Origin of the sequence: Motilibacter peucedani, assembly GCF_003634695.1 — a bacterium.
GTDB classification, from domain to species: Bacteria; Actinomycetota; Actinomycetes; order Motilibacterales; family Motilibacteraceae; genus Motilibacter; species Motilibacter peucedani.
Window position 1 is genome coordinate 585,765 of the sequence record NZ_RBWV01000010.1, and the last position, 26,265, is coordinate 612,029.

Sequence of the window (26,265 nt, forward strand, 5' to 3'; positions counted from 1 at the left end):
TGTGTGTCTGTGTTCGTTCGATGTGGTCAAGTTGTTAAGGGCGCACGGTGGATGCCTTGGCACCAGGAGCCGATGAAGGACGTGGGAGGCTGCGTTAAGCCTCGGGGAGCTGCCAACCGAGCGTTGATCCGAGGATGTCCGAATGGGGGAACCCGGCAGCAGTCATGTGCTGTCACCTCCGCCTGAATATATAGGGCGGTTGGAGGGAACGCGGGGAAGTGAAACATCTCAGTACCCGCAGGAAGAGAAAACAACAGTGATTCCGTGAGTAGTGGCGAGCGAAAGCGGATGAGGCTAAACCGTTCCCGTGGGATACCCGGCAGGGGTTGCGGGGGCGGGGTTGTGGGGCGTGTCTGTGTCGATGCTGCCGTGTCGGCGCGCGTTGTCCGTTGGGGTAGTCGAAGGCTCTGGGAAGGGCCGGCGTAGAAGGTGAGACCCCTGTAGGCGAAAGTCCAGCGGCGCGTGTGGGACGTGTCCCCGAGTAGCACGGGGCCCGAGAAATCTCGTGTGAATCTGCCAGGACCACCTGGTAAGCCTAAATACTTCCTGGTGACCGATAGCGGACTAGTACCGTGAGGGAAAGGTGAAAAGTACCCCGGGAGGGGAGTGAAAGAGTACCTGAAACCGTGTGCCTACAAGCCGTCGGAGCATCCTTGTTGGTGTGACGGCGTGCCTTTTGAAGAATGAGCCTGAGAGTTAGCGGCGTGTGGCGAGGTTAACCCGTGTGGGGAAGCCGGAGCGAAAGCGAGTCCGAATAGGGCGTCTGTAGTCGCACGTTCTAGACCCGAAGCGGAGTGATCTACCCATGGGCAGGGTGAAGCGCGGGTAAGACCGCGTGGAGGCCCGAACCCACCAGGGTTGAAAACCTGGGGGATGACCTGTGGGTAGGGGTGAAAGGCCAATCAAACTCCGTGATAGCTGGTTCTCCCCGAAATGCATTTAGGTGCAGCGTCGCGTGTTTCTTGCCGGAGGTAGAGCTACTGGATAGCCTAGGGGCCCTACAAGGTTACTGAAGTTAGCCAAACTCCGAATGCCGGTAAGTTCAAGCGCGGCAGTGAGACGGCGGGTGATAAGATTCGTCGTCGAGAGGGAAACAGCCCAGACCACCAGCTAAGGCCCCTAAGCGCGCGCTAAGTGGGAAAGGATGTGGAGTCGCACAGACAACCAGGAGGTTGGCTTAGAAGCAGCCACCCTTGAAAGAGTGCGTAATAGCTCACTGGTCAAGTGATTCCGCGCCGACAATGTAGCGGGGCTCAAGCGCGCCGCCGAAGCTGTGGCATTCCCGTGTTAACCCCAGCATGTATGTGTTCAGGGGCGGGGATGGGTAGGGGAGCGTCGTGCCGTGGGTGAAGCAGCGCTGGAAGGTAGCTGTGGACGCGGCACGAGTGAGAATTCAGGCATGAGTAGCGAAAGAAGGGTGAGAATCCCTTCCGCCGGATGACCAAGGGTTCCTGGGCCAGGCTGTTCCGCCCAGGGTGAGTCGGGGCCTAAGGCGAGGCCGACAGGCGTAGTCGATGGATAACGGGTTGATATTCCCGTACCCGCTGTGATGCGCCCATGCTGAATCCAGTGATGCTAAGCCCTCTCAACGTGTGGATCCTTCGGGTGATGCGCGGGCGGACGGTGACCCGATCTGGTAGTAGGCAAGCGATGGGGTGACGCAGGAAGGTAGCCCATCCCGGGCGATGGTTGTCCCGGGGTAAGGATGTAGGGCGTGCGGTAGGTAAATCCGCCGCGCACTGAGCCTGAGATCTGATGCCGAGCCGATTGTGGCGAAGTGGGTGATCCTATGCTGCCTAGAAAAGCCTCTAGTGAGTGTCACGGCGGCCCGTACCCCAAACCGACACAGGTGGTCAGGTAGAGAATACCAAGGCGATCGAGCGAACCGTGGTCAAGGAACTCGGCAAAATGCCCCCGTAACTTCGGGAGAAGGGGGGCCTCGTCTGGTGATAGGCCTTGCGTCTTGAGCTGGGTGGGGCCGCAGAGACCAGTGAGAAGCGACTGTTTACTAAAAACACAGGTCCGTGCCAAGTCGCAAGACGATGTATACGGACTGACGCCTGCCCGGTGCTGGAACGTTAAGGGGACCGGTTAGCTCTTCGGGGCGAAGCTGAGAACTTAAGCGCCAGTAAACGGCGGTGGTAACTATAACCATCCTAAGGTAGCGAAATTCCTTGTCGGGTAAGTTCCGACCTGCACGAATGGCGTAACGACTTCTCAGCTGTCTCGACCACGGACTCGGCGAAATTGCACTACGAGTAAAGATGCTCGTTACGCGCAGCAGGACGGAAAGACCCCGGGACCTTCACTACAGCTTGATATTGGTGGTCGGCTCGGCTTGTGTAGGATAGGTGGGAGCCTGTGAAGCCCGGACGCCAGTTCGGGTGGAGGCGACGTTGAAATACCACTCTGGTCGTGCTGGCTGTCTAACTTGGGCCCGTGATCCGGGTCAGGGACAGTGTCTGGTGGGTAGTTTAACTGGGGCGGTTGCCTCCCAAAAGGTAACGGAGGCGCCCAAAGGTTCCCTCAGCCTGGTCGGCAACCAGGTGTCGAGTGCAAGTGCACAAGGGGGCTTGACTGTGAGACCGACAGGTCGAGCAGGAGCGAAAGCTGGGACTAGTGATCCGGCGGTGGCTTGTGGAAGCGCCGTCGCTCAACGGATAAAAGGTACCCCGGGGATAACAGGCTGATCTTGCCCAAGAGTCCATATCGACGGCAAGGTTTGGCACCTCGATGTCGGCTCGTCGCATCCTGGGGCTGGAGTAGGTCCCAAGGGTTGGGCTGTTCGCCCATTAAAGCGGTACGCGAGCTGGGTTTAGAACGTCGTGAGACAGTTCGGTCCCTATCCGCTGCGCGCGTTGGAGACTTGTGAAGGGCTGTCCCTAGTACGAGAGGACCGGGACGGACGAACCTCTGGTGTGCCAGTTGTACCGCCAGGTGCATGGCTGGTTGGCTACGTTCGGAAGGGATAACCGCTGAAAGCATCTAAGCGGGAAGCCTGCTTCAAGATGAGGTCTCCCACCCCTTCGAGGGGGTAAGGCCCCCAGCAGACCACTGGGTTGATAGGCCGGACGTGGAAGCACTGCAAGGTGTGTAGCGGACCGGTACTAATAGGCCGAGGGCTTGACTACCTCGAACGAGCACACACGCACATCATCACGCCCTGCCACACGAGCTTGTGAAGCATGGACTGCGCCCGCAACCACTACCCGGTTCTGAGACACCACCACACAGACCCGCCCCGCCCCCGTGACAGGGGGATGTGGGGAGGGTGTGTGGGTCTCGTAGAGTTACGGCGGTCATAGCGGAGGGGAAACGCCCGGTCCCATCCCGAACCCGGAAGCTAAGCCCTCCAGCGCCGATGGTACTGCCCGCGCCAGCGGGTGGGAGAGTAGGACACCGCCGAACAACCATTCCCTTGTAGGGGTGCCACCGACCACCGGTGACACCCCTACAAGCGTTTCTACCTCCATAGCGCCTGCCGTCGTCGCACCACGCGTGCCCGACCCCCTCCAGGGAGACCCCATGAGCGAGTCCGCCGATCGTCCCCGTCGCGCAGGCGCACCAGGTTCCGGAGGCTCCTCCTACGGCCGGTCGTCGGGCGGCCGCCCGTCGGGTGGCCGGCCGTCCGGTGGGCGCTCATCTGGTGGGCGGCCGTCGAACGGTGGTTCGCCAGGGGGGCGCTCCTCGAGCGGTCGGCCGAACGACCGCGTCGAGCGCACTCCGGTCGTGTCCGGTCCGCCCATCCCCGAGGGCATCACCGGCAAGGAGCTCCCCAAGCCCGTCCTCGACGAGCTCTCCACCCTGCCTGCAGGACTGGCCACGCTGCTCGCGCAGCACCTGGTCGCCGCCGGGCAGCTGCTCGACGAGGACCCCGAGCAGGCCTTCGCGCACGCCTCGGTGGCTCGTCAGCGCGCTCCGCGGCTCGCGTCGACCCGCGAAGCGGCCGGCCTGGCCGCGTACGCCGCCGGCAAGTACGCCGAGGCGATGCCGGAGCTGCGCGCGGCCACGCGCATGACCGGCAGTCCCGCTCTCCTGCCGGTGATCGCCGATGTCGAGCGTGCACTCGGCCGTCCGGAGAAGGCGCTCGAGATCGCGGCCAGCGCCGAGGCCGGCCGCCTGGACGCCGACGGCAAGATCGAGATGCGTCTCGTCGCCGCCGGCGCGCGGCGCGACCTCGGCCAGCTCGACGCCGCCGTCCTAACGCTGCAGGTGCCAGAGGTACGCCGGTCGGCCCGCCTGGCGTACGCGTTCGCCGACGCGCTGCTGGCTGCCGGCCGCCGCGACGAGGCGCTCGCCGAGTTCACCCGGGCAGCCGCGCTCGACAAGGAGGGCGAGACCGACGCTGACGAGCGGGTGGCTGAGCTCGAGGGCGTCGTCTTCGTCGACGCCTACGACGCGGACGACAGCGACGCGGACGACAGCGACGCGGACGACAGCGACGCGGACGACAGCGACGCGGACGACAGCGACGCGGACGACCAGCCCGTCAGCGCTCCCGTTGTGGAGCCGAGCTCGGTCGAGGAGCAGGTGGCCGAGGAGCAGGCGGTCGAGGAGCAGGTGGCCGATGAGCAGGCGACTGAGCAGCCCGTGGCCGCGGAGGCGGTGCTGAGCGGCGTCGACGCTGACCACCCGTTCGCGGAGCCGGCTGACGCCGCCGAGCCGGACCGTGCGCCGAGCGGGACCGAGCGCAGGACGGGCGTCGTGGCTCCGCTGTTCGTCCCCCCTGTGGACTAGCGCGGCGTACACAGCCGACTCCCGCGCCGTCCACAGCAGCGGCTCTCTCTTCCGGTCTGCGTCCACAGCCGGTCGCCCGCTGGTCGCCCACTGCCGCCCGCTGCCGTCACCGTGAGGTGTCGGACCACACAGCGGCAGGGGAGACGAGATGGGTGCAGCGGCGAAGCGGGAGCCGGTGACGTCGGGCGGGGTCGAGCGAGCGCAGCTGGGGGACGGTGCCGCCAACTCCGTGGTGCTCGTGGGGAGGGTGTCCGCCGCCCCCGAGCAGCGCGAGCTGCCCAGCGGCGACGTGCTGGTCACCTTCCGGGTCGTCGTCCCCAGGGGGCCCCAGCGCTCGACGGGAGGTCGCCGGGAGGACCGGCGCCAAGGCAGTTGCCCAGCAAGGCGCGACGAGGGGCGCCGCGACCACGGGTGCCGGGGTGCGCAGCCCGTCGGTCGACACCCTCGACTGCGTGGTGTGGAAGCCGGTCCTGCAGCGGCGCGTCCTCCGGTGGGAGGGCGGCGAGACGGTGGTGCTGACGGGCGCACTGCGCCGGCGCTTCTGGCGCGGCCCGACGGGGGCGAGCAGCCGCACCGAGGTCGAGGTCGACTCGGCCAGGCTGCGCTGAGGTGCGCCGCACCGGCCGTGCGGGTCCGGGGCCGCGTGCGAGGATGGTCCGGAGCCGACGACGGAGGGAGCGGCAGTGCCACAGGACGCCCCGGGCGGTGCTCCGGACCCCCGAGCCGCGGACGACGCCGCAGCGGACGACGCGGCTGCGGCTGAGGTCTACGACTGGTACAAGCGGGGGCTGGAGCTGCTCTCGGGCGGCAGCGCCGACGCGGCGGCCCAGCTGCTCGAGCGGGCCGTCGAGCGCGAGCCCGGCTCAGCCTCGCTGCGGGAGGCCTACGCACGGGCACTGTCCGACGCCCGCCGCTACTCCCTGGCCGCCGAGCAGTGGGCCCTGCTGGTCAACAGCGAGCCGCACGACGACTACGCACGCTTCGGACTGGGCTACACCCGCTACCGCCTGGGCGACGTAGAGGGTGCCGCCGAGCACCTGGCCATGGCCGTCACCATGCGGCCCGACCGCGACGACTACCGGCGCGCGCTCCAGCAGGCGCGCGCCACCCTGCGAGCGAGAGAAGAGCGCGACACGTGAGCTCCCCGGACGCTGCTCCTGCCACCAGCGAGGGGCTGCGGAGCTCGCCCGTGCTCTGCGAGGCCTACGACGTCGCTCTGCTCGACCTCGACGGTGTCGTCTACGTCGGCCCCGACGCGGTGCCCAGCGCGCCGGCGGCCCTGGAGCAGGCGGCCGCGCGCGGCATGTCGCTGGCGTTCGTGACGAACAACGCCGCGCGCACCCCCGACACCGTGGCGGCGCACCTGAGCGAGCTCGGCGTGCCGGCGCGCCCCGACCAGGTCGTCACCTCGGCCCAGGCGGCGGCGACGCTCGTCAGCGGCATGGTCGCTCCCGGGGCGCGAGTGCTCGTGGTCGGAGGCGAGGGGCTCGAGGTCGCGCTGCGCGAGCGCGGCCTCGTGCCGGTGCGCTCCGCCGACGACGAGCCGGCCGCCGTCGTCCAGGGGTTCTCGCCCGACGTGGGCTGGCGCGACCTGGCCGAGGGCGCGCTGGCCCTGGCTGCGGGAGTGCCGTGGATCGCGTCCAACACCGACCTGACCATCCCCACCCCTCGCGGGCGAGCGCCGGGCAACGGCGCGCTCGTGGGGGTGCTGCGCGCGGCCACCGGCCGGGAGCCGGTCGTCGCCGGCAAGCCTGAGCTGCCGCTGCACGCGGAGGCGCTGCGGCGCAGCGGTGCGCGCCTCCCGCTCGTGGTGGGCGACCGGCTCGACACCGACATCGAGGGGGCCGTGCGCGCGTCGACGCCCAGCCTGCTCGTGCTCACCGGCGTCACCACGCCGCGCGACCTCGTCGCCGCGCCGCCCGGGCTCCGGCCGAGCTTCGTGTCGGCCGACCTCACCGGCCTGCTCCAGGCGCACTCGGCGCCCGAGCGCGTCGGCGGCTCCTGGCGCCTCGGGGGCTGGAAAGCGACCGTCGACCGCGACGTGCTGCTCGTCGAGGGCTCCGGGGACCCCGTCGACGCGCTGCGCGCGGCGTGCGCCGCCGCCTGGGCGGAGGAGGCCTTCACGGCGCTGCGCGTCGAGGCGCCTGCCGGGGCCGGGTTCTGAGCACCGCTCCCGGCCAGACGACCAGCGCGGTCACCGCGACAGCCGCGCTCGAGACGCCCAGCGCCCACCGGCCGCCCCCCGAGTCTGCTGCGGCGCCGGCCAGCGCCGCACCCGCCGAGAGGCCCACCGCGCTGCCTGTCGCCAGCCAGGCGAACGCGGGGGCCACGGCCTCCTGCGGGAACGCGCTCACCACCCGGGCGCTGACCAGGACGACGGCGGGTGAGACGAAGGTGCCGACGAGCGCGACCGCGACGACGAGGGCGGGCACCGAGCGCGAGGTCGGCAGCGCCAGGGAGGCGAGCGCCAGGAGCGCCAGGTCGGCGCGCAGCAGCCGCTCGGCGGACCGCCGCCACCGTCGAGCACCGAACCACAGCGCCGCCAGCATGCTCGTGCCACCCATGGCCGCGTAGACGTACCCCGCGGCGGCCGCCATGCCGTGCTCGGTCGTGACCGCGACGACGCCCACCTGCGTCGAGCCGAAGAAGCACCCGATGCCCGTGGTGACGAGGACGGGCACGAGGAGCGCAGCAGGCCGCAGCCGCGTCCTGGGTCCGCGCCCCGCTGCCGGGTCGCCGCCTCGGTCGGGACGGCTGTCGCCCGCGGACATGGCCAGCGACCCGCCGACGACGAGAGCGAGCGCCGTGGTGCTCGCCGCTGCCGGGTCCCACTGCGCCGCGAGCACGCTCCCGAGCACCGGGCCGACGAGGAACGAGGCCTCGTTGCTCGTCGACTCCAGGGCGAAGGCGCGCCGGAGCGACCCCGCCTCCCCGGCCAGCAGCCCCGACCACCGGGCGGCGCTCAGCGCCGCGACAGGCGGCAGGCTCGCCCCGACTGCGGCACCCACGAGCGCGAGGACCGGCCGCGCCGTACCCGGCTGCGCAGCCTCGAGGACCAGCGCCACCGCTGCTGCGTGCGCAGCGGCCAACAGCCTCAGGACCACGCGCGAGCCGCGCCGGGCGGCCCAGCCGGCGACGAGGGGACCGGCGGCCGCGCCGCCGACCGCGAAGGCGGCGCAGGTGAGGCCGGCCGCGGCGTACGACCCGGTGCGCGCGTGGACGAGCCACAGCAGCCCGAGCCCCGTCATCGCCCCGCCCAGGCGCCCGGCACCGGCGGACAGGACCAGTGCGCGGGCACCCGGCGTGCGCAGCAGGGCGCGGTAGCCGGTGGTGGAGCTGGAGGAGGGCCCGCGGGCGGGACGGCGGAGCAGGGGACGCGGACCTGGGAGACGGTGGAGCACGCGACGGCCTTCTGGCGCCGGGTGGGGCGGGCGGTGGGCCGGGGCGCTCCGCCCTGCTCGGCCGACCGTTCCCGCCGGGGACCGTCCAGAGGTGGCGAGGGCGCGGAAGCGCACCCGTCGCCGGCTCCGTCACCAGGCACTGCGTGGAACGAACGATGTCGCGACGAGCGTACGCCGGCGCAGGGCCGGCGCGCCGTCCACAGCTCCCGGTGCAGCGGCGCGCCGCCGTCAGCCGTCGCGGGTACGGTGTGCCCGCGGCCCGACGACGGCCGGACGCCGCGAGGACCAGCGCCGCCCGAGGGCGGCACGAGCAGAGGACGGGCACCACGTGGAGCAGGAGACCGGCGACGCGGTCCGGCAGGCTGCCGACCCCAGCGAGCTGGCGGTCGACCGGATCCTGCGCCGCCTCGACGCCCTCGACGAGGCACCGGTCGACGAGCACGCCCCTGTCTACGACGCCGTGCACCGCGAGCTGGCCGAGGTCCTCGCGGGCGGCCCGGCCGACCCGGCGACCGGTCCACGCCCCGGCGCGCCGTCCCCGGCCCGCCGGGACTCGTGAGCGCCGCGGTGGCCGCTCGCCCGCGGCTCGCCCGCCTCGACGTCGAGCTCGTGCGGCGCGGGCTGGCCCGCTCCCGCGAGCACGCCGCCTCGCTCGTGGCCGAGGGCCGCGTCGCCGTGGCGGGGCGCACTGCCGAGAAGCCTGCGACCCAGGTCGGCGCCGACGCGCCGATCGTCGTCGCCGAGTCCGACTCCGGGCCCGACTACGCGAGCCGGGGCGGCCACAAGCTGGCCGGCGCTCTCGAGGCGTTCGTCCCGCGCGGCCTGCTCGTCGAGGGCCGGCGCTGCCTCGACGCCGGTGCGTCGACGGGCGGGTTCACCGACGTGCTGCTCCGCGCCGGCGCAGCGACCGTGCTGGCCGTCGACGTCGGCTACGGCCAGCTGGCGTGGGCGCTGCGCACCGACGAGCGCGTCGTCGTCCACGACCGCACCAACGTCCGCGAGCTCACGACCGAGCTGCTCGGCGGCCCGGTCGAGCTCGTCGTGGGCGACCTGTCCTTCATCTCGCTCACGGTCGTGCTCCCGGCCCTGGCCGCGGTGACCACACCGGACGCCGACCTGGTGCTCATGGTCAAGCCGCAGTTCGAGGTCGGCCGCGAGCGGCTGGGCGCCGGCGGGGTCGTGCGCGAGCCGGCGCTGCGCCAGGACGCGGTGGACACGGTCGCCGCCCGCGCGCTCGAGCTGGGCCTCGGCGCCGCGGGCGTCGTCGCCAGCCCGCTGCCCGGGCCGTCGGGCAACGTCGAGTACTTCTTGTGGCTGCGCCGCGGCGCTCCCGCGCTCGACCCGGCGGTGCTGGCGGCGGCCGTGGCGGAGGGGCCGCAGTGACGCCGCCGCGCCAGGTGCTCCTGCTCGTGCACACCGGTCGCGCCGAGGCCGTCCCGCTCGCCGAGCGCATGGCGGCCAGGCTGGCCCGCGCCGGCGTCACCGTGCTCGCGCTGGCCGAGGAGGCCGCCGGCCTGCGGCTCGAGGACGCCCGCACTGTCCAGGCGGCCGACGCGGCGCACCACGGCGCCCAGCTGGTCATCGTCCTCGGCGGGGACGGCACGATCCTGCGCGCCGCCGAGCTGGCGCGCGAGCCGCGCATCCCGGTGCTGGGCGTCAACCTCGGCCGCGTGGGCTTCCTGGCCGAGGCCGAGCGCGAGGACATCGACCACGTCGCCGACCGTGTGCTCGAGGGCAGCTACGACGTCGAGGAGCGCATGACGCTCGACGTCGAGGTGAGCCGCGACGGGCGGGTGCTGGCGCGGGAGTGGGCGCTCAACGACATCAGCGTCGAGAAGGCCGACCGGGCCCTGCTCGTCGAGCTGGCGGTCGAGGTCGACGGCCGCCCGCTCTCGGTATGGGGCTGCGACGGCGTCGTCGCCGCCACGCCCACCGGCTCGACCGCCTACAGCTTCTCGGCGGGGGGTCCGGTCGTCTGGCCGGAGGTCGAGGCGCTGCTGCTGACGCCCATCTCGGCCCACGCGCTGTTCGACCGGCCGCTCGTCACCGCGCCCACCTCGACGCTGGCCGTCGAGCTGCTCGCCGTCTCGGGCGGCAGCTCGCCGCACGGCGCCGTGCTCTGGGCCGACGGCCGCCGCTCCCACGACCTCGAGCCCGGCACCCGGGTCGAGGTGCGCCGCGGCGAGTGCCCGGTGCTGCTCGCCCGGCTGCGCGCGGCTCCCTTCACCGACCGGCTCGTCGCCAAGTTCCGCCTGCCCGTCCAGGGGTGGCGCGGGGCGCAGGCCGGCGACGGGTCCTAGGTTCGACGAGTGCTCGAAGAAGTCCGCATCCGCGACCTCGGGGTCATCGGCGACGCCGTGCTCGAGCTCGGCCCCGGGTTCACCGTCCTCACCGGCGAGACCGGCGCCGGCAAGACCATGGTCGTCACCGGGCTCGGCCTGCTGCTGGGCGGCAAGGCCGACGCCGGCGCGGTCCGCACCGGCGCCGCCTCCGCCCTGGTCGAGGGACGCATCGTGCTGCCGCCCGGCTCGGCCCCGCTGGCGCGCGCGGCGGAGGCCGGTGCCGAGCTCGACGACGGCGCGCTGCTGGTGTCGCGCACGGTGTCGGGCTCCCGCTCGCGCGCGTTCCTCGGCGGTCGCTCGGTGCCCGCGGCCGTGCTGGCCGAGCTCGCCGACGACCTGGTGGCGGTGCACGGCCAGTCCGACCAGCACCGGCTGCTGAGGCCCGCCCGGCAGCGCGAGGCCCTCGACCGCTACGCCGGTGACGCGGTGGCCGCTCCGCTGGCCGACTACGCCTCGCGGTGGGCGCGGCTGCGCCAGGTCGAGGCGACGCTCGAGGAGCTGGTCACCCGTCGGCGCGAGCGGGAGCAGGAGGCAGAGCTGCTGCGGCTGGGGCTCGAGCGCATCGAGCAGGTCGACCCGAAGCCGGGCGAGGACCTCGCGCTGCGCGAGGAGGACGAGCGGCTCGGCAACGCCGACGAGCTCCGCATCTCGGCGGCCACCGCCCACGCGGCGCTGCTGGGCGACCCCGACGCCCAGGGCGGTCCCGACGCAGTGGCGCTCGTCGACGCCGCCCGCCGCGCGCTCGAGGCGGCTCGCGCGCACGACCCGGCCCTCGGCGCCCTCGCCGACCGGCTGGCCGAGAGCACCTACCTGCTCAGCGACCTCGCCGCCGACCTCGCCGCCTACCAGTCCGGCGTCGACGCCGACCCCCGCCGGCTCGCCGCCGTGCAGGAGCGCCGGGCGGTCCTCTCCGGGCTCACCCGCGTCTACGGCGCCACGGTCGACGAGGTCCTCGAGTGGTCGCGGCGCGCCGCCGCGCGGCTCGACCGGCTCGAGGGCGCCGACGACGAGGTCCAGGCGCTGCAGTCGGAGCGCACGCGGCTGCGGCACGAGCTCGGCGCGCTCGCGGGACGGTTGTCGCGGGCCCGCACCGAGGCCGCCGACCGCCTGGCCACGGCCATCACCGAAGAGCTCGGGGCCCTGGCGATGCCGCGCGCGCAGGTGCAGGTCGCGGTCCGCCAGCACGACGATGCCGAGGGGCTCGAGGTCGAGGGCCGCACCCTGGCAGCGAGCGCGAGCGGCGTCGACGAGGTGGAGCTGCTGCTCGAGGCGAACCCCGGCGCGGCGGCGCGCCCGCTCGGCAAGGGCGCCTCCGGCGGCGAGCTCTCCCGCGTCATGCTGGCGCTGGAGGTGGCGCTGGCAGGCGCCGACCCCGTACCCACGTTCGTCTTCGACGAGGTCGACGCGGGTGTCGGCGGCAAGGCGGCCGTCGAGATCGGGCGCCGGCTCGCCGCGCTGTCGCGCACCGCGCAGGTGCTCGTCGTCACCCACCTGCCGCAGGTCGCCGCCCACGCCGACCGCCACTTGGTGGTCGTCAAGGACGACGACGGCAGCGTCACGCGCTCGGGGGTGACCACTCTCGACGAGGAGGGCCGGGTGGGCGAGCTGGCGCGCATGCTCGCCGGCCAGGAGGAGTCGGAGACCGCGCGGGCCCACGCCGTCGAGCTGCTCGGTTCGGCGCGCTCGCCCGCCCCGGCCCGGCGCCGGCGCTGAACGGCGGTCGCGGGGCGTTCCTCTGGCACGATGGGGCGCGATGAGGATCGCCCACCCCCGTGCCCGCAGGTCGGTCCGTGAGCCCGTCGAGCCCGGGCTCACGGCGCCGTGCCGCGTCGACCGCCGGACCAAGAACCTCACCAAGCGCATCAAGCCCGGCGAGATCGCCGTCATCGACCACCTCGACCTCGACCGGGTGAGCGCGGAAGCCCTGGTCGCCAAGCGCGTGGGTGCGGTCGTCAACGCCTCGCCCAGCAGCAGCGGGCGCTACCCGAACCTCGGTCCCGACATCGTGCTGGCCGCCGGCATCCCGCTGGTCGACGCGTGCGGGCCCGACGTCATGGCGATCCCTGACGGCAGCACCGTGCGCCTCGACGAGGGCGCGCTGGTCGTCGACGGCCGCGTGGTGGCCAAGGGCAGCGTGCAGACCCCGCAGACGGTCGCGGCGACGATGGAGCAGGCGCGCGCCGGGCTGGCCGAGCAGCTCGAGGCCTTCGCCGGCAACACCATGGACTACCTCCGGCGCGAGCGCGAGCTGCTGCTCGACGGCGTCGGCGTGCCCGAGGTCCGCACGGTCCTCGAAGGGCGCCACGTACTGCTCGTCGTGCGCGGCTACCACTACAAGGACGACCTGAAGGCGCTGCGGCCCTACATCCGCGAGTACCGCCCGGTGCTCATCGGCGTCGACGGCGGCGCCGACGCGCTGCTCGAGTCGGGCTACCTGCCCGACATGGTCGTCGGCGACATGGACAGCGTCTCGGACCGCGCGCTCGCGAGCGGCGCCGAGCTGGTCGTCCACGCCTACCGCGACGGCCGTGCCCCCGGGCTCGAGCGGCTCGAGGCGCTCGGCCTGCCTGCGGTGGTCTTCCCCGCCACCGGCACCAGCGAGGACGTCGCCATGCTGCTGGCCGACGACAAGGGCGCTTCGCTGATCGTGGCGGTAGGCACCCACGCGACCCTGGTCGAGTTCCTCGACAAGGGCCGCTCGGGCATGGCGAGCACGTTCCTGACCCGGCTGCGCGTCGGCGGCAAGCTGGTCGACGCCAAGGGCGTGAGCCGCCTCTACCGCAGTCGCATCTCGACCCTGCAGGTCGCGCTGCTCGTTGCCGCCGGCCTGCTGGCCCTGGCCGTGGCCATGTCGGCGACCGCCGCCGGCCAGGTCTTCTTCATCTACCTGCAGGACCGGTGGGCCGACCTGTGGTTCCGGCTCGGAGGGCTGTTCTCCTAGATGATCGACTTCCGCTACCACCTGGTGTCGATCATCTCGATCTTCATCGCCCTTGCCGTCGGCATCGTGCTCGGCGCCGGGCCGCTCGACAAGCCGATCGACCGCACCGTGCGCCAGCAGGCCATCGACGCCTCCAACGCGAGCAAGGCGCTGCGCAGCCAGAACGACGAGCTCACCAGCCGCCTCGACGACGCCGACGCGGTCCTCACCTCCGTGGTGCCCGCGGTGGTGGGCGGCCGGCTCGACGGCCGTGACATCAGCATCGTCGCGCTGCCGGGCACGCCGGGCTCCGAGCTCAAGCAGGCGCGCGACGCGATCCTCGCGGCCGGCGCGGTCTTCTCCGGCTCGGTGTCGCTCACCAGCGACTGGGTGTCCACCGACCGCGCCGCCGACCTCGACGCCGTGCTGGCCGCCCACCCGCAGCCCGGGGTGACCGTGCCGCAGGGCTCCGACGCGCTGCCGGAGCGGGCCGCGACCGAGCTCGCGCACGCCCTCGTCACGACGCTCTCGGCGTCGGTCGGCAGCCCCGACGCCGAGAGCGAGACGCTGCTGAAGGCGCTGCGCGACAAGAGCTTCCTGCGCATCGACGAGCAGCCGTGGGCCCGCAGCGCGCTCGTCGTCGTGCTGGCACCGACCCCTGACAAGCCGGTCAGCGACGCCGACCCGGCCACCGTCTCGGAGGCGACGCGGCAGCGCACCGCGCTGGTCGAGGTGCCCCGCCGCATCTCGCAGCTGAGCTCGGGCACGGTCGTCGCCGGTCAGACCGGCAGTGCCGGCACCAACGGCATGGTCGCTGAGGTACGCAGTGGTGGCCTCCGCACGTCGGTGTCGACCGTCGACGACCTCGACACGCCCGCCGGCCGGCTCGCGCTGCCGCTCGCCGTGCTCGCCGAGAGCACCGACGAGACGGGCCACTACGGCACCGGCCAGGGCGCCGACTCGCAGCTGCCGGACATCGCCGGCATCACCGCCTCGTGAGCCCGCGGGCCGGTGCGGCGGTCGGCGCCGCGGTCGGCGCGCTCGTGGCGGCGGGTGCACTGCGTACGCTGCTCGACCGCCCGCCGGGCGGGCCGGCGCCGTGGACCCGCACCAACGCCCGCAGCCGCGAGGTCTCGCTGGTGGCGGGACCCGCCTACGCCGTCGGTGCCGTGGCGGGACTGCTCAGCACCCGGGGAGTGCCGCTGCGTACGAGGCTCGTGGCCGCCGCCAGCGTGGGCGCGGCCGGTGCGCTCGGCTGCTACGACGACCTGGCCGGCTCGGGCGCCGACCGCGGCCTGCGCGGGCACCTGCGCGCCCTGCGTGCCGGCAGGGTCACCACGGGCGCGGTCAAGGTCGTCGGGCTGGGCCTCACCGGCGTCGCCGTGGGGGCCGCGCTGCGCGACGACCCGCTCGACGCGGCCCTGGCGGCGGTCGTGGTCGCCGGGGGAGCGAACCTCGCGAACCTGCTCGACCTGCGACCGGGCCGCGCGCTCAAGGTCGCGCTGCTCGCGGGAGCTCCGGCCCTGCGCCGGCCGGGCGCCGCAGCCCTGGTCGCCGCGCCCCTCGGCGCCGCACTCGCCGTGCTGCCGGCCGACCTCCACGAGCGGGTCATGCTCGGCGACGGGGGAGCGAACGCCCTGGGAGCGGCGCTGGGCGTCGCGGCGGCGGGGGAGGCGTCGACGCGTGGCCTGCTCGTCCTCGCGGCGACCGTCTCGGCGCTCACCCTGGCCAGCGAGAAGGTGAGCTTCACCGCCGTGATCGCGCGCACGCCGGTGCTGCGCGAGCTCGACGCGCTCGGTCGACTGCCGTGACGGCCACGCGGTCGCGCGTGGGCGACGGCGTGGCTGGAGCGGCCCTGCTGGTCGCCGCGGTGACCGTGCTCAGCCGGGCGGCCGGTTTCGGCAGGACGCTCGGCTTCTCCTACGGCGTCGGCAAGACCTGCCTCGGCAGCGCCTACACGACAGCCAACACCGTGCCGAACGTGCTGTTCGAAGTCGTGGCGGGAGGCGCGCTCGCCGGCGTCGTCGTGCCCCTGCTCGCGCGCGCGTTCCGCGACGGCGACCGGGCGCACGTCGACGACGTGTGCTCCGCGCTGGTCACCTGGACGCTCGCCGTGCTCGTCCCGCTCGCCGCGGTCGCGGCACTCGCCGGGCCCGTCGTCGCGAAGGCGCTGGCGGGCTCCGGAGGAGGGTCCGCGGGGTGCACCGCCGGCGTCCTCTCCGACGCGGTCGCCCGCATGGTCCTGGTCTTCGCGCCGCAGATCCCGCTCTACGGCCTGGCCGTGGTCAGCGCGGGGATCCTCCAGTCGCAGCAGCGGTTCTTCGCCGCCGCCTTCGCCCCGCTGGTGTCGAGCGTCGTGGTGGTGAGCGCCTACGTGTGGTTCGGCGCGCTGTTCGACGCGCGGTCGTGGCCGCGCGCCGACCTGCCCGGCAAGACCGAGGCCGTGCTCACCGTCGGCACCACCGCCGGCGTGCTGGCCCTGGCGCTGACGACCCTGGTCCCGATGCTGGCCTCCGGCGTCCGCCTGCGGCCCACCTTCCGGTTCCCGCCCGGGGTGGCCGTGCGTGCCCGGTCGCTGGCGCTCGCCGGCCTGGCCGCCCTGCTCGCCCAGCAGCTGCTGACCGTCGTGGTCGTGGTCGTGGCCAACGCCCGCCTGCGCGACGGCGGCCTGGTCGTCTACACCTTCGCGTGGACGCTCTACCTGCTGCCCTACGCCGTGCTCGCGGTGCCGTTGGCCACGAGTGCGTTCCCCGCCCTGGCCCGGCACGCCGAGCACGACGAGCGCGACGCCTACGCAGCGGTGGCCGCGCGCACGACCCGCGCGGTCGTGCTGGCCGCGGCCCTGGGCGCAGGGCTGCTCGCCGGCACCGCCCGGCCGCTGTCCCAGCTGCTCGACGCGCCCGGTGACGCCCCCGCCGTGCTCGTCTCGCGGGCGCTGGTGACCTTCGCGCCGGGGCTGCTGGGCTACGCGCTGGTCGCCCACCTGGGCCGCGCGCTCTACGCGCTGCACGCCGGCCGGGCGGCGGCGACCGCGACCGTCGCCGGCTGGCTGACCGCCGCGGTGCTCGACGTCGTGCTCGGCACGACGCTGCCGAGCGGCTGGGTCGTCGCGGGCTTCGGCGCCGCCAACAGCGTCGGGATGACGGTCGCGGGCGTGCTGCTCCTGCGCGCCCTGCGCGCGCGGGCCGGCAGCGCGAGCACCAGCTCGCTGGGGCCGACGCTGACCACCGGGCTGGCCGCGGCGCTGACGTGCGCCTGCGCGGCGGGGGCGCTGAGCGCGCTGCTGGCCCCGCAGGGCCGCCTCACCGGCCTGCTCGCCGGGCTGGTCGCAGCGGGCGGGGGAGCAGCCGCGTACGGTGCCTGCGCCGCCCTGCTCGACCGCGCAGGGCTCCGCGAGCTGGCAAGGGGGTTGCGAGCGAGGTGAGCGAGGACCGCGCGCTCGACGTGCGCCTCGTGCTGGGGACCAGCGCAGGGGGCGTGGGCAGCCACGTCCGGTCGCTGGTGCGCGGCCTGGCGGGCGAGGGCGACACCGTGCGGGTGCTGGGGCCCGAGAGCACCGAGCGCCGCTTCGCGTTCTCGCTCGAGGGCGCCGCGTTCGACCCGGTCGAGATCGGCCCGTCGCCGCGCCCGCTGGAGGACGCCCGCACCGTCCGCCGTCTGCGCCGCCTGCTCGAGGGCGCTGACGTGGTGCACGCCCACGGCCTGCGGGCCGGGATGCTCGCCGGCCTGGCGCTGCGCGACTCGACCCCGCTGGTGGTCACCTGGCACAACGCGGTGCTGGCCCGGGGGCCGCGCGGCGCGCTCATCGGGCGGATGGAGCGCTACGTCGCCGGCCGCGCCGCCGTGACCCTGGCGGTCTCGCCCGACCTGGTCGAGCGGGTGCGCGAGCTCGGCGGGGGCGACGTGCGGCTCGCCGAGGTGGTCGCTGCGCCCATGCCCAGCGCGCTGCGCACGCGCGCCGAGGTGCGGGCCGAGCTGGGCGCCGGAGCCGCCCCGCTGATCCTGGCGGTCGGGCGGCTGGCCCCGCAGAAGGCGTACCCCGTCCTGCTCGCCGCGGCGCGGCTCTGGCGCGACCGCCCCGGCCGGCCGCTGACGGTCGTCGCGGGCGACGGGCCGCTGCGGGCGCAGCTCCAGCGCCGCATCAGCCAGGACGGGCTCGCCGTGCGGCTGCTGGGCCAGCGCGACGACGTGCCCGACCTGCTGGCCGCCGCGGACGTCGTGGTGCTGAGCTCGCAGTGGGAGGGCCGCCCGCTGGTCGTGGAGGAGGCCCTGCGGGCCGGCACGCCGCTGGTGGCGACCTCGGTCGGAGGAGTGCCCGCGATGGTGGGCGACGCGGCGCTGCTCGTGCCGCCGGACGACCCGTCGGCGCTGGCGGCCGCCGTCACGCGCGTGCTCGACGACCCGGAGCTGGCCGACCGGCTGCGCCGGGACGGTGCTCTGCGGGCTGCCGGGTTCCCCACCGAGCACGACTCGGCGCTCGCCGCCCGACGCGTCTACGCACAGCTCGTCGGAGTCCGCTAGATTAGAAGCCCGTGGACAGGTGGGTGTTCCCGCCGCACACGGAGACCCGGGAGACTTCCTTGGCCGCGACGCTCAGTTCGAAGAGCACGACGCCGAAGCACATCTTCGTCACCGGGGGAGTCGCCTCCTCGCTCGGCAAGGGCCTCACCGCCTCGAGCCTCGGCAACCTGCTCACCGCGCGCGGCCTGCGCGTGACCATGCAGAAGCTGGACCCCTACCTCAACGTCGACCCCGGGACGATGAACCCGTTCCAGCACGGCGAGGTGTTCGTCACCGACGACGGGTCCGAGACCGACCTCGACGTCGGGCACTACGAGCGCTTTCTCGACCGCTCGCTGCACGGCTCGGCCAACGTGACGACCGGACAGGTCTACTCGACCGTCATCGCCAAGGAGCGCCGCGGCGAGTACCTCGGGGACACCGTCCAGGTGATCCCGCACATCACCAACGAGATCAAGGACCGCATCATCGGCCTCGGCCACAGCGCCGACGTCGACGTGGTCATCACCGAGGTGGGCGGCACCGTCGGCGACATCGAGTCGCTGCCCTTCCTCGAGGCGGCGCGCCAGGTGCGCCACGACGTCGGCCGCGACAACGTGTTCTTCCTGCACGTCTCGCTGGTGCCCTACATCGGCCCGTCGGGCGAGCTGAAGACCAAGCCGACCCAGCACTCGGTGGCAGCCCTGCGCAGCATCGGCATCACGCCCGACGCCATCGTCTGCCGCTCCGACCGCCCGATCCCGCAGGGCGTCAAGCGCAAGATCTCGCTGATGTGCGACGTCGAGGAGGAGGCCGTCGTGGCCGCCATCGACGCGCCCTCCATCTACGACATCCCCAAGGTGCTGCACGCCGAGGGGCTCGACGCCTACGTCGTGCGCCGGCTGGGGCTCTCGTTCCGCGACGTCGACTGGCGCTCCTGGGACGAGCTGCTCCACCGGGTCCACGAGCCGAGCCGCTCGGTGACGATCGCGCTGGTCGGCAAGTACGTCGACCTGCCCGACGCCTACCTCTCGGTCACCGAGGCCCTGCGCGCCGGCGGGTTCGCCCACGACTGCAGGGTCGAGCTGCGCTGGGTCCCGGCCGACCTGTGCGAGACGCCCGAGGGCGCGGCCCGAGAGCTGCACGGCGTCGACGCCGTCTGCGTGCCCGGCGGCTTCGGTGTACGCGGCATCGAGGGCAAGCTCGGCGCCATCCGCCACGCGCGCGAGCACCGCGTGCCGCTGCTCGGACTGTGCCTCGGGCTGCAGTGCATGGTGATCGAGTACGCCCGCGACGTCGCCGGGCTCGAGGGCGCCAACTCCCTCGAGTTCGACGAGGAGACGCCCTACCCGGTGGTCTCGACGATGGCCGACCAGCTCGACGTCGTCGCCGGCGAGCGCGACATGGGCGGCACCATGCGGCTCGGGCTCTACACCGCCGCGCTCGCCGAGGGCAGCGTCGTCCGCGAGACCTACGGCGCGGGCACCATCGACGAGCGCCACCGCCACCGCTACGAGGTCGCCAACGCCTTCCGCGAGCAGCTCGAGGCGGCCGGGCTGCGCTTCTCGGGCACCTCGCCCGACGGTCGGCTGGTGGAGTTCGTCGAGCTGCCGAGCGAGGTGCACCCCTACTTCGTCGGCACGCAGGCGCACCCGGAGTTCCGCTCGCGCCCGACCCGGCCGCACCCGCTGTTCGCGGGGCTGGTCGGTGCCGCGCTCGACAACCGCCAGGAGCAGCTCTCGGTGGAGCTGCTCGAGACCGTCGCCGCCTCGGAGGCCTGAGCGGTGGGCTTCTGGACCGGGCCGGTGTCCGACGAGAAGGCCGCCAAGCCCGTCGTCGAGTCCGAGCGCCGCTTCGAGGGGCGCATCTGGAACGTGCGCACCGACACGGTCGACCTCGGCGGCGCCGAGCCGGTCGAGCGCGACCTGGTCGAGCACACCGGTGCCGTGGGCGTGGTGGCGCTCGACGGCGACGACCAGGTGCTCCTGCTGCGGCAGTACCGCCACGCCGTGCAGGCCTACCTCTGGGAGCCGCCCGCCGGGCTGCTCGACGTCGAGGGCGAGGACCCGCTCGAGGCGGCGGAGCGCGAGCTCTGGGAGGAGACGGGCTACCGCGCCCGTACCTGGCACGTGCTCGTCGACTACTACAACTCGCCCGGCGGCAGCAGCGAGTCGTTCCGCTGCTACCTCGCCCGCGACCTCGAGCGCGTCCCCGAGGGCGAGCGCCACGAGGGCGAGGACGAGGAGGTCGACATGCCGCTCGCGTGGGTGCCGCTCGACCAGGCCGTCGAGGCGGTGCTCGCGGGCCGCATCCACAACCCCACCGGCGTCAGCGGGGTGCTGGCCGCGTCGGTCGCTCGTGCGGGCGGATGGGCCGCGCTGCGTCCCGCCGACGCGCCGTGGGAGTGGCGCATCCCGCTCGGCGCGCCCGGGTCCGCCTAGCATCTGCGCCGTGTCGTCCGCTGCGGTGTTCGAGCCGGGCCTCGAGCCCGAGGCGAGCCCGTCGCCCGAGCTGCAGGCGCTGCTGCGCGCCTACCTCGACCACCTCGCCGTCGAGCGCGGCGTCGCGGCCAACACCCTGTCGTCCTACCGGCGCGACCTGCGCCGCTACCTCGCGCACCTGGCGGCGACCGGCCGCACCAGCCTGGACGGCGTGGGGGAGTCCGACGTCACCGGCTTCCTCGGGGCGCTGCGGGCGGGCTCCGCGCGGCACCCGGCGCTCGGCGCGAGCTCCGCGGCCCGCGCAGTCGTGGCGGTGCGCGGCTTCCACCGCTTCGCGCTGCGCGAGGGTGCTGTTGCCGACGACGTGGCCCGCGGCGTACGCCCGCCCTCCGCGCCCAAGCGGCTGCCCAAGGCGGTCGGCGTGGCCGAGGTCGAGGCGCTGCTCGAGGCCGCCGGCGCCGACGGCTCGCCGCGCGCGCTGCGCGACCGGGCGCTGCTGGAGGTCCTGTACGGCTGCGGCGCCCGGATCTCGGAGGCGGTCGGGCTCGACGTCGACGACGTCGACCTCGACGCCGGCGCCGCGCGCCTGCTCGGCAAGGGCGGCAAGGAGCGGCTCGTCCCGGTCGGCCGCTTCGCCCGCGAGGCGCTGGCCGCCTACCTCGTGCGCGGCCGGCCGGCGCTGGTCGCCCACGGGTCGGGCGGTCCGGCGATGTTCGTCAACGCCCGCGGCGGGCGGCTCTCGCGGCAGAGCGCCTGGGTGGTGCTGCGTGCCGCGGCCGAGCGGGCCGGGCTCGACGTCGAGCTCTCGCCCCACACGCTGCGCCACTCCTTCGCGACCCACCTGCTCGACGGCGGTGCCGACGTGCGCGTGGTGCAGGAGCTGCTCGGCCACGCCTCGGTGGCCACGACGCAGATCTACACGCTCGTGACGGTCGAGCGGCTCCGAGAGGTCTACGCGGCGGCGCACCCGCGCGCGCTCGGCTAGCCCCCGCACCGTGCCCCTGAGGTGGCGCTGACAGTGGGATGCCAGCGCCCTGTCAGCGGCGACCGGCACACTCGTCCCCGTCGCTCGGTGCTCCTCGACGGAGCGCTGGGCGCGCACACGGCTGCACCGGCGCAGCGTCCGCTCCTCCGAACCTGCCGAAAGGTCCTCCGTGGCTCCCCTGGCCCTCTGGTGCTACCGCCACCGCCTCGTCGTCGTGCTCGCCTGGGTCGTCGTGCTCGTCGGGCTCGGCGCGACGACCGCTGCAGTCGGCACCGCCTACAACGACGAGTTCACGCTCCCAGGCACCGAGTCGACGAAGGCTCTCGACCTGCTGACCGCCAACCTGCCGGCCCAGGCCGGCGAGGCCGACACGATCGTGCTGCACGTGCGCAGCGGCACGGTGACCGACGCCTCGGTGCGCGAGCGCGCCACCTCGATGCTGCGGGAGGTCGCGGCCTCGCCGCACGTCGCGGCAGTCACGAGCCCCTTCGACGACGCCGGCACGGCGCAGGTGAGCAAGGACGGCACGACGGCGTACGCGTCGGTGGCGTTCGACCAGCAGGTGCCCGACCTCTCCCTCGACGACGTGCGCAGGGTCGTCGACCTGGCGCAGGGCGCGCGCGGCGAGGGCCTGGAGGTCGAGGTCGGCGGCAACGCCGTCCAGCAGCTCAACCAGCAGCCGACCTCGAGCACTGAGCTCTTCGGCGTGCTCGCCGCCGCCGTCGTGCTGTTCTTCGCGTTCGGGTCGCTGTTCGCGATGGTGCTGCCGCTGCTCACGGCGATCGTGGCGCTGGGCGTCGGCATCCAGGTGGTCGGGCTCTCGACGCACCTGTTCACCATCGGCACGATCGCCCCGACGCTGGCGGCGCTGATCGGGCTCGGCGTGGGCATCGACTACGCGCTGTTCATCGTGACCCGCCACCGCAGCGGGCTCAAGGAGGGCATGGCGGTCGAGGACTCGGTGGTGCGCGCGCTCAACACCTCCGGACGGGCCGTGCTCTTCGCCGGCGCCACCGTCTGCATCGCGCTGCTCGGCCTGCTGGTGCTCGGCGTCAGCTTCCTCAACGGCATGGGCGTCGGTGCCGCCGTGGCCGTGCTGTTCACGGTGCTCGCCACCGTCACCCTGCTGCCCGCGCTGCTCGGCTTCTTCGGCACGAAGGTGCTCTCGCGGCGGGAGCGGCGCCGCCTCGCGGCCGAGGGCCCGCACCCCGAGGGCTCGACCGGCTTCTGGCGCCGCTGGGCCGAGCGCGTCCAGGCCCACCCGCTGCCGCTCGTCGCGGCCGCCCTCGTCGTGATCGCGCTGCTCGTCGCGCCGTTCTTCTCGCTGCGCCTGGGCAGCTCCGACGCGGGCAACGACCCCGCGAGCACCACCACCCGCAAGGCCTACGACCTGCTCGCCGACGGCTTCGGCCCCGGCTTCAACGGGCCGTTCCAGCTGGTGGCGACGGTGCAGGACGATGCGGACCGGACCGCGGTGGAGGAGCTCGCGACCCGGCTGACGAGCGAGCCCGGTGTGGCCGCCGCGACGCTGCTGCCCTCGGCGCCCACGGCGGAGGTGGAGGTCATCTCGCTGGTGCCCACCACCTCGCCGCAGGACGAGGCGACCAGCACGCTCATCAGCCACCTGCGTCACGACGTGGTGCCCGAGGCGGTGCAGGGCACGACCGCGCACGTCTACGTCGGTGGCCTGACCGCCATCTTCGACGACTTCGCCGACGTGCTCACCGGCAAGCTCCCCGCTTTCATCGGGCTCATCGTCGGGCTCGGGTTCCTGCTGCTGCTCGTGGCCTTCCGCAGCCTGCTCGTGCCGGCCACCGCGGCGGTGATGAACCTGCTCGGCGCAGCGGCCTCCTTCGGCGTGGTGGTCGCGGTCTTCCAGTGGGGGTGGGCGGCCGACACGCTGGGCCTGGGCGGCAAGGGCCCGGTCGAGGCCTTCCTGCCGGTGATCATGCTGTCGCTGCTGTTCGGCCTGTCGATGGACTACCAGGTCTTCCTCGTCAGCCGGATGCACGAGGAGTGGGTGCACACGCGCGACAACGCGCGTGCGGTGACCGTCGGGCAGGCGACCACCGGCCGGGTCATCACGGCCGCGGCGACGATCATGATCTGCGTGTTCGTCTCGTTCGTCTTCGGCGGCCAGCGGGTCATCGCCGAGTTCGGCATCGGGCTGGCGTCCGCGGTGCTCATCGACGCGTTCGTCATCCGCACCGTGCTCGTGCCGGCGGTGATGCACCTGTTCGGCAGGAGCAACTGGTACCTCCCCTCGTGGCTCGACACGCGCCTGCCCCACCTGTCGGTGGAGCCGGTCGACGAGTCGTTCGAGGGCGAGCGCGAGCCCGTCGGCGTGTGACGGCAGAGTGGGCCCCATGACAGAGCCCACCACCGTCCAGCTCCGCAACGGCGCAGCGATGCCGCGCCTCGGCCTCGGCACCTGGCCCCTGAAGGGTGCCGGGGCCGAGCGGGCCGTCGCCACCGCGCTGCAGCTCGGCTACCGCTCGATCGACACCGCCGAGGCCTACGGCAACGAGGACGGTGTCGGCGCGGGGCTCCGCGCCTCCGGCGTGGCGCGCGAGGACGTGTTCGTCACCACCAAGTTCGACAAGCACTTCCACGGCGTCGACCTCGTGCGCGAGGCCTTCGAGCAGAGCGCCGAGCGCCTCGGCGTCGACTACGTCGACCTGATGCTCATCCATTGGCCCAACCCCTCGCACGACAAGTACGTCGAGGCCTTCGAGGGTCTGCTCGGCCTGCTGCGCGACGGTCTCGTGCGCGCGGTGGGCACCTCGAACTTCAAGCCGGCTCACCTCGAGCGGCTGCGCGAGGCGACGGGCGAGGCGCCCGACGTCAACCAGATCCAGCTCAGCCCGCTGCTCACCCGGGACCCGTCACGGGCATACCACTCGGCCCACGGCATCGTCACCGAGTCGTGGTCGCCGCTGGGCGGGTCGGGCACCGAGGTCCTGCACGAGCAGCTCGTGCGCAGCCTGGCAGAGAAGTACGGTCGCACTCCGGCCCAGGTCGTGCTCCGGTGGCACCTCGAGCTCGGGCTCGTGACGGTGCCCAAGTCGGGCAACGAGCAGCGCATGCGCGAGAACCTCGAGGTGCTCGGCTTCTCGCTCGAGCCCGACGACGTCGCTGCGCTGTCGGCGCTCGACAAGGGCGAGGGTGCCGCTGTCGACTCGGACGCCTTCGGCCACTGACGGGTCCGCCACCCGCCGCGGTGCTACCAGGGCACCTTGCCGCCGTCGTCGAAGAAGCCGCCCGTCGGGCACTCCCGCCCCTGGGTGGCCAGCCGCACGACGATCTCGGCGCCGTCGTCGGCGGTCCGGGTCAGCTGGAACGGAAGCCCCTTGGCGAAGTCCGTGTCGCACGCGCCAGGCGCCACCGCGTTCACCAGGATCCCGTCGCGTGACAGGGCCTTCGCGTACTGCACGGTGAGCATGTTCAGCGCCGCCTTCGACACCGGGTAGCCGAGCGACGACGGCATCCGGCTGAGGTAGTGGGTGGCATCGGTCGTCCACGTCATGGACGAGGTGCCGCTGGAGACGTTGACGATCCGCGCCGCTGAGGAACGGCGCAGCAGCGGCAGCATCGCCTCGGTCACCGTGATGACACCGAACAGGTTCGTCTCGAACACCGCCCGCACCCCGTCGAGCCGCGTCGAGCCCGGCGCCTGGGCGCCGAGGTCGCCGGCGATCCCGGCGTTGTTGACCAGGACGTCCAGGCGGCCGAACCGGTCACCGACCTCCTCGGCCGCCGTGGTCACGCCGCTCGGGTCGGTCACGTCGAGGCCGATGGGGTACGCCGTGCCCCCCGCCGCACGGATCTCGGCCGCCGCCTCGGCGCCCTTGTCGACATCTCGGGCGCCGACCAGCACCGTCATGCCGAGTGCGGCGAGCCGTCGTGCGACGGCCCTCCCGATCCCCTTGTTCGCCCCGGTCACCAGTGCGGTCGTCGATCCGTCGCTCATGCGTCCAGAGGACCACTGCCGGGCTGTCCGGGCCAGGATCGGCCCGGTCCCGACCGATACCCTGGTGGTATGGATGTCGAGACCCGGGAGCTGCGCTACTTCGTCGCGGTCGCCGAGGAGCTCCACTTCGGGCGGGCCGCCCGCAGGCTCGGCATCGCCCAGCCGCCGCTGTCCAGGGCGATCCGCCTGCTCGAACGCCGGATGGGCGTCACCCTGCTGAACCGCACCAGCCGCGAGGTCCGCCTCACCGCGGCCGGCGAGATGCTCCTGGCGGAGGGGCGCAGTGCGCTGGCCGCCGTGGCTGGAGCGGTACGCCGTTCGCAGAAGGCGGCCGCAACCAGCCCGCGCCTGGTCCTGGCGCTCAAGCCCGGCGGTGACGCCGACCTGCTGCCGACCATCCTCGACCACTACGCCGCCACCGTTCCCGACGCCGTCCCGGTCGAGCTCGCCTTCAGCGTCGGCGAACGCGCCGCGATGGTCCGCGACGGCCGCGCCGACCTCGCACTGCTGCACCGGCCGCAGAACGACCTGACCGGCCTCGACAGCGAGGACCTGCACACCCAGGGACAGGTCGTCGTGCTGCCGGACGACCATCCCCTGGCCACCCGCACCACGGTGTCGATGGCCGACCTCCGGGGCGAGACGCAGCCCCGCTGGCCGGAGGCCCGGCCCGGCGTGACCGGTCACCCGGTCTCGGACACCGACCAGCTGCTGCAGCTCATCAGGCTCGGTCGCATGGTCGCGGTGCTCCCGGAATCGGTCCGCGATCGTCTGCCAGCAGGGACGGTCAGCCGTCCGGTCGTGGACGCCGACCCTGCCACCCTCGTGATCGCCTGGGCTCGGTCGTCCACCTCCCTGCGGGTCGCCGCGTTCGTCCGCGCCGCGATCTCGGCCGTCGGTGCGCCACTCCACCCGGCTGCGCGTGCCGTTCCCCTGCGGCGAGACGTCACTGTCCACATCTGACCACGG

Annotated in this window: 21 protein-coding genes and 2 rRNA genes; 21 read left to right on the forward strand and 2 right to left on the reverse strand. The window is 73.3% G+C overall.

The genetic code is table 11. The features are described 5' to 3' along the window. Positions 1-24: 24 nt before the first annotated feature. The 6 genes from CLV35_RS07600 (at position 25) to CLV35_RS07625 (ending at position 6,901) form a co-directional block, all read left to right on the forward strand. Positions 25-3,131 (forward strand): 23S ribosomal RNA (locus CLV35_RS07600). Positions 3,132-3,291: 160 nt separating this feature from the next. Continuing rightward, positions 3,292-3,408: ribosomal RNA gene (gene rrf, locus CLV35_RS07605) — 5S ribosomal RNA — on the forward strand. A gap of 321 nt (positions 3,409-3,729) precedes the next feature. After that, a complete protein-coding gene (locus tag CLV35_RS07610) occupies positions 3,730-4,737 on the forward strand; it encodes a hypothetical protein (protein ID WP_121192832.1) in 1,008 nt (335 codons plus the stop codon). A gap of 419 nt (positions 4,738-5,156) precedes the next feature. Beyond that, complete coding sequence (locus tag CLV35_RS20415; RefSeq protein ID WP_231121583.1) at positions 5,157-5,345, forward strand: hypothetical protein; 189 nt, start codon at positions 5,157-5,159, stop codon at positions 5,343-5,345. 75 nt (positions 5,346-5,420) lie between these two features. Next, complete coding sequence (locus CLV35_RS07620; protein ID WP_121192834.1) at positions 5,421-5,876, forward strand: tetratricopeptide repeat protein; 456 nt, start codon at positions 5,421-5,423, stop codon at positions 5,874-5,876. Beyond that, complete coding sequence (locus CLV35_RS07625) at positions 5,873-6,901, forward strand: HAD-IIA family hydrolase (RefSeq protein WP_121192835.1); 1,029 nt, start codon at positions 5,873-5,875, stop codon at positions 6,899-6,901. Before CLV35_RS07620 ends, CLV35_RS07625 begins: the two co-directional genes overlap by 4 nt. On the opposite strand, the gene CLV35_RS07630 is transcribed toward CLV35_RS07625, so the two are convergent. Next, on the reverse strand, positions 6,858-8,138 hold the full coding sequence (locus tag CLV35_RS07630; protein ID WP_121192836.1) for an MFS transporter: 1,281 nt from the start codon (positions 8,136-8,138) through the stop codon (positions 6,858-6,860). The two genes, CLV35_RS07625 and CLV35_RS07630, sit on opposite strands and share 44 nt — an antisense overlap. 328 nt (positions 8,139-8,466) lie before the next feature. Here CLV35_RS07630 and CLV35_RS07635 point away from each other — a divergent pair, with 328 nt between their 5' ends. The 14 genes from CLV35_RS07635 (at position 8,467) to CLV35_RS07700 (ending at position 24,526) form a co-directional block, all read left to right on the forward strand. Next, a complete protein-coding gene (locus CLV35_RS07635; RefSeq protein ID WP_121192837.1) occupies positions 8,467-8,697 on the forward strand; it encodes a hypothetical protein in 231 nt (76 codons plus the stop codon). Beyond that, positions 8,694-9,521, forward strand: coding sequence for a TlyA family RNA methyltransferase (locus tag CLV35_RS07640; RefSeq protein WP_269203891.1), 828 nt, complete (start codon positions 8,694-8,696; stop codon positions 9,519-9,521). Before CLV35_RS07635 ends, CLV35_RS07640 begins: the two co-directional genes overlap by 4 nt. Next, complete coding sequence (locus CLV35_RS07645) at positions 9,518-10,438, forward strand: NAD kinase (protein ID WP_121192838.1); 921 nt, start codon at positions 9,518-9,520, stop codon at positions 10,436-10,438. Before CLV35_RS07640 ends, CLV35_RS07645 begins: the two co-directional genes overlap by 4 nt. A 9-nt stretch (positions 10,439-10,447) precedes the next feature. Continuing rightward, positions 10,448-12,193 (forward strand): DNA repair protein RecN, encoded by a 1,746-nt coding sequence (recN, locus tag CLV35_RS07650; protein WP_121192839.1) that lies wholly within the window; start codon positions 10,448-10,450, stop codon positions 12,191-12,193. A 40-nt stretch (positions 12,194-12,233) separates the two neighbouring features. Then, entirely contained in the window at positions 12,234-13,421 is a 1,188-nt protein-coding gene (steA, locus tag CLV35_RS07655) for a putative cytokinetic ring protein SteA (protein ID WP_121192840.1), read from the forward strand. Continuing rightward, complete coding sequence (locus tag CLV35_RS07660; RefSeq protein WP_121192841.1) at positions 13,422-14,399, forward strand: copper transporter; 978 nt, start codon at positions 13,422-13,424, stop codon at positions 14,397-14,399. Next, entirely contained in the window at positions 14,396-15,211 is an 816-nt protein-coding gene (locus CLV35_RS07665; protein ID WP_121192842.1) for a hypothetical protein, read from the forward strand. Before CLV35_RS07660 ends, CLV35_RS07665 begins: the two co-directional genes overlap by 4 nt. Beyond that, positions 15,208-16,824: a murein biosynthesis integral membrane protein MurJ gene (gene murJ, locus CLV35_RS07670; RefSeq protein ID WP_121192843.1), complete on the forward strand. Its 1,617-nt coding sequence runs from the start codon at positions 15,208-15,210 to the stop codon at positions 16,822-16,824. Before CLV35_RS07665 ends, murJ begins: the two co-directional genes overlap by 4 nt. After that, complete coding sequence (locus CLV35_RS07675; RefSeq protein WP_121192844.1) at positions 16,821-17,921, forward strand: glycosyltransferase family 4 protein; 1,101 nt, start codon at positions 16,821-16,823, stop codon at positions 17,919-17,921. Before murJ ends, CLV35_RS07675 begins: the two co-directional genes overlap by 4 nt. Before the next feature lie 59 nt (positions 17,922-17,980). Further along, the gene (locus CLV35_RS07680; RefSeq protein WP_121192845.1) at positions 17,981-19,681 is read left to right on the forward strand and encodes a CTP synthase; all 1,701 of its coding nucleotides are present in this window, start codon (positions 17,981-17,983) and stop codon (positions 19,679-19,681) included. A 3-nt stretch (positions 19,682-19,684) separates the two neighbouring features. Further along, positions 19,685-20,341, forward strand: a complete 657-nt coding sequence (locus CLV35_RS07685; protein ID WP_121192846.1) for an NUDIX domain-containing protein — start codon at positions 19,685-19,687, stop codon at positions 20,339-20,341. Between the two features lie 25 nt (positions 20,342-20,366). Continuing rightward, entirely contained in the window at positions 20,367-21,326 is a 960-nt protein-coding gene (gene xerD / locus CLV35_RS07690) for a site-specific tyrosine recombinase XerD (RefSeq protein WP_231121606.1), read from the forward strand. A 169-nt stretch (positions 21,327-21,495) separates the two neighbouring features. Then, positions 21,496-23,676 (forward strand): MMPL family transporter, encoded by a 2,181-nt coding sequence (locus CLV35_RS07695; RefSeq protein WP_121192847.1) that lies wholly within the window; start codon positions 21,496-21,498, stop codon positions 23,674-23,676. A gap of 16 nt (positions 23,677-23,692) precedes the next feature. Next, positions 23,693-24,526, forward strand: a complete 834-nt coding sequence (locus CLV35_RS07700) for an aldo/keto reductase (protein WP_121192848.1) — start codon at positions 23,693-23,695, stop codon at positions 24,524-24,526. 23 nt (positions 24,527-24,549) lie between these two features. Here the strand turns inward: CLV35_RS07700 and CLV35_RS07705 are convergent, their stop codons facing one another. After that, a complete protein-coding gene (locus CLV35_RS07705; protein WP_121192849.1) occupies positions 24,550-25,296 on the reverse strand; it encodes an SDR family NAD(P)-dependent oxidoreductase in 747 nt (248 codons plus the stop codon). A gap of 69 nt (positions 25,297-25,365) precedes the next feature. Here CLV35_RS07705 and CLV35_RS07710 point away from each other — a divergent pair, with 69 nt between their 5' ends. Next, the gene (locus tag CLV35_RS07710) at positions 25,366-26,259 is read left to right on the forward strand and encodes a LysR family transcriptional regulator (RefSeq protein ID WP_121192850.1); all 894 of its coding nucleotides are present in this window, start codon (positions 25,366-25,368) and stop codon (positions 26,257-26,259) included. Positions 26,260-26,265 lie beyond the last annotated feature (6 nt).

Coding starts and splice junctions, on each gene's coding strand:
- steA (WP_121192840.1), top strand. CDS start 12,234: ATGAGGATCGCCCACCCCCGTGCCCGCAGGTCGGTCCGTGAGCCCGTC.
- CLV35_RS07660 (WP_121192841.1), top strand. CDS start 13,422: ATGATCGACTTCCGCTACCACCTGGTGTCGATCATCTCGATCTTCATC.
- CLV35_RS07700 (WP_121192848.1), top strand. CDS start 23,693: ATGACAGAGCCCACCACCGTCCAGCTCCGCAACGGCGCAGCGATGCCG.
- CLV35_RS07705 (WP_121192849.1), bottom strand. CDS start 25,296: ATGAGCGACGGATCGACGACCGCACTGGTGACCGGGGCGAACAAGGGG.
- CLV35_RS07710 (WP_121192850.1), top strand. CDS start 25,366: ATGGATGTCGAGACCCGGGAGCTGCGCTACTTCGTCGCGGTCGCCGAG.